Here is a 262-nt window from a genome sequence, read left to right as displayed (position 1 = left end):
ACCGTCAGCGTTGGCTGGCCGGATACGTCGGGCGCCTGAGCAGTGAAAAAGGCCCGGACCTGTTTCTCGATGCGCTGATCCCGTTGTGTCAGCAACACCCGCAACTGGACGCCGTGATGCTCGGCGACGGCCCGGAACGGGAAACGCTGCTGGGACGGATCAATGCCGCCGGTTTGCAAACGCGCATCACCTTGCCGGGTTATCAGACCGACATGGGGCGGTGGTGGCGCCAACTCGATGCGCTGGTGATCAGCTCGCGCAC

At 64.1% G+C, this 262-nt stretch carries 1 protein-coding gene; it reads left to right on the top strand.

Annotated elements, in window-relative coordinates:
• Positions 1-262: glycosyltransferase (locus tag SB772_RS42340; RefSeq protein ID WP_410838815.1), on the top strand; the 262-nt coding region annotated here is incomplete at both ends.

Source organism: Paraburkholderia sp. SIMBA_030, assembly GCF_046535245.1.
GTDB lineage: Bacteria > Pseudomonadota > Gammaproteobacteria > Burkholderiales > Burkholderiaceae > Paraburkholderia.
Note: the sequence above shows the minus strand (reverse complement) of the source record. Positions and strands in the feature narration are given on the sequence as shown.